Source organism: Cellulosimicrobium sp. 22598 (genome assembly GCF_052044445.1).
Classification (GTDB): Bacteria; Actinomycetota; Actinomycetes; order Actinomycetales; family Cellulomonadaceae; genus Cellulosimicrobium; species Cellulosimicrobium cellulans_G.
On the sequence record NZ_JBQEMZ010000013.1, the window covers coordinates 23348 to 32386 of the forward strand.

Here is a 9039-nt window from a genome sequence, read left to right on the forward strand (position 1 = left end):
CCGACGGGCGACGGGTCCGCCGCGGCCCGTCGCCCGACCCTCACTTCGCCTCGGCGTAGTGGTCGACGACCGCGACGGTGAGCGGGAAGTCGACCGGGAACTCCCCGAACAGGAGGCGTCCTGCCTCCGCCGCGGCCGCGCGGACCTCGTCGGCCACCGCCTCGGCGAGCTCGGCCGGCGCGTGCACGACGACCTCGTCGTGGAGGAAGAACACGAGGTGCGCCCGGTCGGCGAACGGCGCGGGCGCGGCGCCCGGGGCCGCGGCGAGGGGCAGCTCCCACAGCCGGCGCCGGATCGAGGCGAGCCAGCACAGCGCCCACTCGGCGGCCGTGCCCTGCACGACGAAGTTCCGCGTGAACCGGCCCCACGCGCGGGTGTACGACCGGGCGCGCGCCTGCGCGTCCGCGCCCGTCCGGCCGCTCTCGGCGTCGTCCGCGCCGCCCTCCTCGACCGCGTAGGCACCCTCCTGGGCCGCCTGCCACGACTCGCCGGGGCGCGGCGAGCTCCGGCCGAGGAGGGTCGACACGACCTCGCCGCGCTCGCCCGCCTGCGCGGCACGCTCCACGAGGCCGATCGCGTCGGGGAACGCCTTGGCGAGCCGCGGCAGGACGAGCGCGCTGTCACCGGTCGTGCCCCCGTACATCGCCCCGAGCATCCCGACCTTCGCGTGGTCGCGCGTCGCGACCGCCCCCGACGCGACGATGCCCGCGTACATGTCGCCCCCGCGACCGGCCGCCGCCATGCGCTCGTCGTGCGCGAGCCCGGCCAGCACGCGCGGCTCGAGCTGCGCGGCGTCCGCCACGACGAGCTTCCAGCCCGGGTCGGCGACCACCGCGCGGCGCACCTGCTGGGGGAGCTGGAGCGCCCCGCCGCCGCTGGACGCCCAGCGACCCGTGACGACGCCGCCCACGACGTACTCGGTGCGGAACCGCCCGTCGTGCACCCAGGTGTCGAGCCAGGACCAGCCGTTCGCGGTGAAGAGCCGCGAGAGCTTCTTGTACTCGAGCAGCGGCGCGACGACGGGGTGGTCCGCGCGCTCGAGCTCCCACTTGCGCAGCGACCGCACGCCGACGCCCGCGTACTGCAACGCCTTCAGCAGGTCCGGGTGCGAGTCCGGGTTGAGGGTCGGCGGCGCGTCGAGGGCCGCGCGGATGCGCGCGACGAGGCCCTCCATGAGCGCGGGGCGCTCGCCGGGACGCGGTCGCGGGCCCAGCGCGTCCGTGAGGATCGCGTCGTGCACGTCGGCGCGCCACGGGACGCCCGCGTGGTGCATCTCCGCGGCGACGAGCGCGCCCGCCGACTCGGCGGCGAGCAGCATCCGCAGCCGTCCCGGGCCGCCCGGTCCGTCGGCCCCGTCGACCGCCGCGAGCTGGTCGCGCAGCTCCGCGACCGTGTCGAGCTCGACGCGCGGCACGGCCTCGGCTCCGAGCTCGAACAGGCCGACGGGCCGCGGCGCCGCCGTCGGCTCGCGGCCCGCGGGCACTGCGGCGAGCGCGTCCCACGGACCCGGGTCGCGCCGTGCGAGCGCCGATCCCGCGGCGAGCTGCGAGCGCCGCAGCACCACGTGGGACAGGCGCAGGTCGTGCGACCGCTCGACGCGCCGACCCTCGGCGAGGAGCCGTGGATACCACCGGTTCGTGTCGTCCCACGTCTCGCGGACGGGTTCCGCCGGACCGTCGACGACGTGCTCGACCCGACCGTGCTCGGGCGACCCGACGTGGACGGCGTACGTGCTCATGCGCGCACCGCCCGCTGGTCCGGCCGGGGCTCGCGGGACGAGCCCACGACCCGTGCGAGGGCGCGGCCCCGCGAGGCGACGAGCGCCGCCCGCAGCAGGCGTGCGGCGTCGGGCTCGTGGGCGACGAGCGCCACCGCACCCGCGAGGGTCGGGGCTCCGAGGTCGTCCGCGGTCCGCGCCGCGCGCGCGAGGGCGGCCGCCTGGTGCGGACTGAGGTGCCGTCGGCCGGTGGCCGCGAGCGCCACGGCGGCGTCGAGCACCGTGCCGCAGACGTCCTCGACGGGGGCCGGTACCGCGACCTCGTGCACCTGGGTGGCGGCTCGCCCGCGCAGCGCACGGACGCGAGCGCGCAGCCGGGTCCACGCGCTCGACCAGGCGCGGTGGTCGTAGGCCGGCGTGAGCGTCGGCACGACGAGCCGGAGTCCTCCCCCGGGACGCTCGACGAACAGGCCGACGGCCTCGGACCCGCCGGACTCCAGATCGTGCTCGACCGCGACGGCGACGAGCCGGCGGCTCCCCGCCGCCACCCCGAGCAGGGTGTCGCAGGCCGCCTCGTCGGCCGCGTCGACGCGCACGACGGTCGGCGTGCCGTCCGCCGTGACGAGGGTCCAGGTGATCTCCTGCGCGACCTCGTCGACGCCGACCGACCCGGCGTCCCGGACCATGACGACCCGCACCACCGCCGGCCTCCGGCCGAAGCCCACCTCCTCCCGCGCGTCGGTCCGCGCGGTCCGGTCGGCGACCTCGCGCAGCGCGTCGGCGTCGAACCGCCCCCACGGTTCGACGACCGGGCCCTCGCCCGGGCGCAGCGCCCCGGCACGCTCGGTCGCACCCCGCAGGGCGAACGGGCCGCGGCAGAGCGCCTCCACCGAGCGCCCCCAGACGAGCGGGAGGTCCCACGAGCGGCGGAACGTCGGGTCGGCCCCGGGCGGTCGCCCGGTCGTGACCGTCCGCGCGCGCCCCTCGGCGCCGTCCCACAGATGCACGGTGACGCCCCGCGCCCCCGACGCGGCGACCCACCAGCGCGCCCCGAGCGGGAGGAGGTGCGGGAGGTCCGTCACGCGCTCGTCCGGCGCCGCGGCGTCCGGCGCGGGCTCGGCCCGCACGAACGCCCACAGCTCGGCCAGCGCGAGCAGGCACTCCTCCTCGTCGACGGCGTCGCGGCGGTCCGCGAGCGCCTCGAGCCGCCCGACCGCGGACGTGACGAGCCGCTGCACCGCGGGCCGGCGCCCCAGCCGGGCGAGCACGCCGGCGCCGCGCAGCTCCTCCAGGTCGTCGCGGCCGAGGTGCGAGAGCCCGACGTCGAGCACGCGCTCGACGGTGCGCGCGACCTCGTCCGCGACCGTCCGCGCGTCCGGCACCCCGGCGGCGCGCGGCGCGGCCTCAGCCGCCTCCTCGGGCCACGGCCAGGCACGGCCGTGCGCACCCCAGACGCGGGCGAGCGCCTCGAGCCGCCACCGTCGGTCGTCCGCCGCGCGCGCCGTCGGGGAGGCAACGCGTTCGCGCTCGACGAGCATCCCGGCGAAGCCCGCCCCCGCGACGAAGGTGACGCGCGGGGCGTCGGGCCAGGAGACCACCGCACGAGGACCGTCCACCGTCACGTCCGTCGTGCCGCCGCGCGTCGGGTCCTCGGCCCGCTCCCGCTTCTCCCGGGCGACCGCGCGCACGACGGCGGCACCGGCGGCCCGGTGCACCGCCCGCGGGTCGAGCGCGAGGATCTCCCCCAGCGGATCGGCGCCCGACGCGGCACGAGGACCAGGGTCTGGCTGCGGTGGCGCGCCCGTCCCGGCGCGCTGCGCTGCCGGACCCGCCGAACCGGCGTCGGCTCGACCGAGACGCGCGCGGACGGCCCCGGGATCGGGACCGTCATCGGCATCGGCATCGGCATCGGCGTCGGCGTCGGCGTCGGCGTCGGCGGGAGCGTCGGCCGTCGGTCGCACCGCCGCCGTCCGGTCACGGACCGTCACGACCGGCTCGACCGGCTCGATCGGCTCCTCGATCGGCTCGGCCGTCGTCGCCTCCACCGGCGCGGCCCCCGCGTCGCGCGCCCACAGGCACGCGGCCACCACGTGCTGGCAGACGCCGGCGGTCGGGCACCCGCACCGCGCACCCGCAGGACCGCGCGCGTCGAGCTCGACGCGCGCGCCCCCGACCGACAGCGCGGCCCCGTCCCCGCGCAGCTCGATCACCTCCACCTTCCCCGCGGCGACGTCCTTGCGTGCGCGACGGACCAGGCCGGCGTTGGCGAGGGTGGCGAGCGCGGCGTCGTCGTACCCCGCGTACACCGCGGCCCAGGGGCCGGGCCCGGTACCGCTCACGGGAGCACCTCCCCCAGCCACTCCGCGAAGCGCTCCGGGGTGAGCGCCGCGATCTCCATGCCCTGCTCCGCGAGCCGCCGGGCGACGCCGCGGTCGTACGCCGGATTCGCCTGGCCGTCGAGGGCGGCCAGGCCGAGCAGCCGCACACCGGACGCGTGCAGCCGCCCGACGCTCGCGACGAGCTGCGACACGGAACCCCCCTCCTCGAAGTCGCTGACGAGCGCCACGACGGTCCGGCGCGGGTCGCGCACGTGCTGCTCCGCGTAGCGCACGGCGCGCGCGATGTCCGTGCCCCCGCCGAGCTGTGCGGTGAGGAGCACCGTCACGGGGTCGTGCGCGAGGTGCGACATGTCGACGACCGACGTGTCGAACAGCACGAGCCGCACGGTGATCCCGGGCAGGCCGGCGAGGATGCCGGCGCTCACCGCGCTGTACAGCACCGACGAGGCCATCGAGCCGGACTGGTCCACGAGCAGGACCACGTCGTACGACAGCGCACGCCGGCGTCGCGCCGAGAAGCGGAGGTCCGTGACGAGCAGGCGCCGCCGCTCCGGGTCCCAGCGCCCGAGGTTCGCGCGCACGGTCGCGGCCGCGTCGAACGTGCGGCTCGACCGCACGAACGAGCGCCGCGACCGGTCGCGGCGACCGTCCACCGCGGTCTCGAAGCGCGGCCGCAGCCGCCGCACGACGTCCTCCACGACGCGCGCGACGAGCCGCTGCAGACCGTCCTGCACCCCGGGCCCGAGCCTGCCCCGAGCACGCAGCAGCGCGGACGCGAGCTCCGTGCTCGGCTCCACCGCCTCGACGGCGCGGGGGTCCGCGAGCAGCTCCGTCATCCCGTAGCGGCCCACCGCCTCGACCTGCATGCGCTCGAACGTCTCGCGCGGGAACAGCTCGCGCGCGGACTCGAGCCAGTCCAGGCCCGCGACGACGGAGCCCCCGCGCCCCCCGCCGCCGCGCCCGGCGCGCGCGTCGTCGCCGTCGCCGTGCCGGTGCCCACGCGCGGTGTACTCACGGTCGTACAGGTGACCGAGCGTCCGGTCGAGGCCCTGGTCCTGCGGTGCGACGGGCAACGTGTCGCCGGCGTACCGGCCGAGCACGAGCCGCCACCGGCGCGCCGCCTCCTGATCGTCTGCGGGGCTCCCGGCGGGTATCCCCGCACCGGGTCCGGAGCCGTCGCGCGGGGTCCCGGCCGACGTCGCGTCCGGCACGTCCGCCGTGCCGACACCCGCGGCCGTCACGACGTTCCCCCGCGAGTCCAGGCGCCGAGGCCGTCGCGCTCCAGGACCGCGACGAGCTCGCGCTCGACGAGCAGCCCGGCGCGCAGGTCGTCCTCGGTCACGTCGACGTGCCGGTCCAGCGCGGCGGCGCTCGTCCCGGTCCGCGCCGCGACGCGCTCCGCGAGCCGGTGCGTCTCGGTGGGCCGCAGCCAGGTGAAGGCGCGACGCAGGTCGGGCAGCACGGCACGGAACGCGTCCTCGTCCAGGCCGCGCAGGCCGTCGTCGACGGCGTCGAGCATCTCCGGGGTGTGGAGCAGGAGGTCGGGCGCGGCCCGCATCACGCCGCCGAGGAAGGCCGTCGCCGCCACCGGGTCCGCGCCGGGGGCGAGGTGCGCCCGGACGCGCGTGACGAGGCCGTCACCGCCGGGCTCGTCGTCCAGCTCGTCGTCGACGGCGGCGAACGCCGTGAGCGCGCCGCGCACCGCGGGCGACGCGTCGTCGTCCTCCCGCACGTGCACGAGCGCCCGCGCGACGGACTCCGCGGCCGAGCCGGTGCCGTCGCGGCCGGCGTCGCGCAGGTCGCGGACCAGCGAGCGCAGCGCGACGAGGCTCGCCAGCGCGTCGTCCTGCGTCGCCTCGTCCGCGGAGGCGAGGTCCGGGACGAGGTAGGCGGCCGTGGCGAGCCCCTGCTCCGCGAGGTCGAGCAGCGCCTCGGCGTGCTCACCGAGCTCGAGCTCGGTGCGCGCGCGCCACAGCCCGACGAGGCGGCGCATACCCGCGACCACCGAGGCGAGCGACGGGTCGACGTCGAGCGTCGCACGCACGAGCGCGACCAGCGGGGGCAGCCGGTCGGGCAGACCCACCACGACGCACTGCGCGACGAGTCGCGCCACCGCGTCGCTCGACCGCTCCTCGCGCGCCCGCTCGCGCGCGTCGTCGAGCAGCGCGACGGCGACGGCGTCGAGCGTCGCCCCGCGGTGCGAGAGCTCGACGAGCCGCGCCTCGACGAGGGGCGTCCACGCGTACTCCCACTCCTCGAGCACGAGGCCGAGCCCGCGTCCGGCCACGTGGTCGGGGCCGGAGACCCGGCGCGCGAACCCGAGCTCGAGGAACGCGCACAGCGCGAGGAACCGGCGCCGGTCGCGGTGCGCGGCACGACGGCGCGCGTCGAGCCGGACGGTGCGCGGCACGGAGTCGGACACGTCGAGGCGCAGCGCCCGCGCGCGTGCGCGTGCCTCCTCCACGAGGGGCGGCGACGCACCCCCGGGCGGCACGTCGCCGAGCGCGCGCCCGGCGAACACCTCCGCGACCGCGAGCCCGAGCGGCCGGTCGCCCGCCGCGTCGAGGTCGTCGGGGTCCTTGACGTAGCAGGACGTGATCGCGTCGAGCAGGTCGGTGCGGCAGGGCCACGGCCGCTCGCGCAGGGCCGCGAGCCGATGCGCGTGCTCGACCGCGGCCTGCGACTGCGCCACGCTCACGAGCGCGCCCCGCTCGCTCGCCCCCCGCCCGACGTCGACGAGGACGGCGTTCGCCGCGCCCGCGGGACCGCCCGCGTCGTGGTGCGCGGCCCAGAGACGGTCGTAGTACCCGGGCGTCGGCATGCCGGCGCCGTACCCGCGCAGCGCGTCGAGCCGCTCGTCGTCGTACCGCACGAGCCACGCGGGCGCGTCGGCCAGGTCGCCGTACCCGCCCGCCGGGCGGCGCGCGACGACCGCCTCGCCGCTCGCGCTCCCGGTCAGCGCCTCGACGAGGGCGAGCGTGTGGAACGCGCCCGTCACGACGACGACCGGTCCGGCCGCGCGCGCCGCGTGCTCGGCGACGCGTGCCGACATCCGCGCCTCCCGGTCGAGCGACCCGTCCGCGACGAGCGCCTCGTCCTCGTAGTCCAGGCGGGCGAGGGCCGCCCACGCGAACACGTCGTCGGTGAGCTCGCGCCAGTCGCGCAGGCGCGCGGTGTCCCGCGCCTCGAACAGGTGGTCCCACAGCTCGTCGTGGTCGCGGCACCCGAGGCGCTCCGCGATCCGCGCGACCGTGCGGGAGTGCGCGAGGTGCCGCTCCGCGAGGACGGTGCGGGCCGCCGGGCCCTCGTCGTCGTCCTCCGCCTGCCGCGCGCCCCACGGGGAGTCGACGAACGCGAGCCCGGCGCCGAGGGCGTGTCCCGCCCGGAGCGCGACCCACTCGGGCGAGTACCGCGCGAGCGGGTAGAACCCCGCGCCGCGCGCGACTCCTCCCGCCCCGTTCGTGGGGTCGCCGGCGAGGCTGAGGACGGCGACCGGCGGGACCGTCCGCTCGTCGAGCAGCGCGGGCAGGAGGCGCGTGTACTCCTCCGGCCCCTCGACGAGCACGACCGCGGGCCGGACCTCCTCGACCAGCGCGGCGACGGCGACCGCGCACGCGGGGCTGTGGTGGCGCACGCCGACCAGGTGCACGCCGTCGCGCTCGCGCAGGGTCACGAGGTCGCGGGCCGCCTGCCGCAGCCGGGGCGGCGCGGCGTCCCACGCCGCGCGCGGGGCTACCGCCACAGGTCGCCCGCCGCGGTGAGGAAGTCCTTCCACCGCGCGTCCGAGCGCGCGCGCTCGCGCACCACGTTGTCGACGTAGTGCCGCAGGCGGCGCGCGTCCTCCTCGTCGCCCTTGAGCGCCACGCCGCCCACCTGGCGCGCGACCTGGCCCGCGGTCACCGTGCCGTCGCCGAGGTAGCGGGCCTCGAGCGAGGCGGCGACCGCGACGTTCACGGCCTCGGCGGTCGACATCACCGTCTCGGGCCGCTTGACCGGGGCGCCGCTCGCCGTCGTGCCCGTGCGCAGGTCCTGGAAGACCGTGACGAGCACCTCGAGCACGTCGCGGTCGAGCCGCGGACGCTCCGGGGCCGGGCCGAGCTCGGCCGTCAGCCGGCTCTCGACGAGCTCCATCTCGAACGCGCGGTCGCGGATGGGCGCGACGGTCTCGAAATTGAAGCGGCGCTTGAGCGCCGCCGACATCTCGTGGACGCCGCGGTCGCGCAGGTTCGCCGTCGCGAGCACGTTGAACCCAGGCCGCGCCGCGACGCGCGCGTCGGCGCCGAGCTCGGGGACCATGAGCTGCTTCTCCGAGAGCACGGACACGAGCGTGTCCTGGATCTCGGGCGCGCAGCGCGTGATCTCCTCGAACCGCGCGATCCGCCCGCTCTCCATCGCCCGGAAGACCGGCGACGGGACGAGCGAGCGCTCGCTCGGCCCCTCGGCGATGAGCAGGGCGTAGTTCCACGAGTACCGCACGTGGTCCTCGCTCGTGCCCGCGGTGCCCTGGACCGTGAGCGTCGACGTGCCGCTCGCGGCCGCGGCCAGCAGCTCGGACAGGAGCGACTTCGCGGTGCCCGGCTCGCCGACGAGCATGAGCCCCTGCCGGCCCAGCAGCGACACGACCGCGCGGTCGACGAGCGGGTCGTCGCCGAAGAACTTGCGGCTCACGCCGAGCTCCGCGTCGCCCACGACGAACGCGCGCACCGCACGGGGGCTCAGGCGCCACCCGGGCGGGACGTCGGCGCCCCGGCGCGCGTCCGCCGCGGCGAGCGCCGCGAGCTCGTCGGCGTACCGGACCTCGGCGGGCGGCCGCAGCTCGCCCGGTCCTCCGGCCGCGACCTGCGCGTCACCGGTCGTCGTGCTCGTCACCCGGGCTCCTCCTTCGTCGGGTCGCGGGCGCCGTGCCCGTGGTCCTGCAGGTCAGCGTAGGAGCCGCGTCCCACACGACGGGCGGTGCGGGCGCCGCCACCCGGCGCCCGCACC

At 78.0% G+C, this 9039-nt stretch carries 5 protein-coding genes; all 5 read right to left on the reverse strand.

Features of this window, described 5'->3' with window-relative positions:
- Positions 1-40: 40 nt before the first annotated feature.
- The 5 genes from ACTJIY_RS14700 to ACTJIY_RS14720 are packed head-to-tail and all read right to left on the reverse strand — an operon-like array spanning position 41 to position 8925.
- Positions 41-1738, reverse strand: coding sequence for a bifunctional 3'-5' exonuclease/DNA polymerase (locus ACTJIY_RS14700; RefSeq protein WP_353709013.1), 1698 nt, complete (start codon positions 1736-1738; stop codon positions 41-43).
- Complete coding sequence (locus tag ACTJIY_RS14705; protein ID WP_440674526.1) at positions 1735-4056, reverse strand: hypothetical protein; 2322 nt, start codon at positions 4054-4056, stop codon at positions 1735-1737. Before ACTJIY_RS14705 ends, ACTJIY_RS14700 begins: the two co-directional genes overlap by 4 nt.
- Entirely contained in the window at positions 4053-5297 is a 1245-nt protein-coding gene (locus ACTJIY_RS14710) for a VWA domain-containing protein (protein WP_440674525.1), read from the reverse strand. The genes ACTJIY_RS14705 and ACTJIY_RS14710 overlap by 4 nt, the downstream gene beginning before the upstream one ends.
- The gene (locus ACTJIY_RS14715) at positions 5294-7798 is read right to left on the reverse strand and encodes a DUF5682 family protein (RefSeq protein ID WP_440674524.1); all 2505 of its coding nucleotides are present in this window, start codon (positions 7796-7798) and stop codon (positions 5294-5296) included. Before ACTJIY_RS14715 ends, ACTJIY_RS14710 begins: the two co-directional genes overlap by 4 nt.
- Positions 7789-8925: an ATP-binding protein gene (locus tag ACTJIY_RS14720; RefSeq protein ID WP_253050236.1), complete on the reverse strand. Its 1137-nt coding sequence runs from the start codon at positions 8923-8925 to the stop codon at positions 7789-7791. Before ACTJIY_RS14720 ends, ACTJIY_RS14715 begins: the two co-directional genes overlap by 10 nt.
- Positions 8926-9039 lie beyond the last annotated feature (114 nt).

Bases quoted from the DNA above. Each gene is read 5' to 3' on its own strand.
- ACTJIY_RS14700 (WP_353709013.1), bottom strand. From the start codon at position 1,738: ATGAGCACGTACGCCGTCCACGTCGGGTCGCCCGAGCACGGTCGGGTC.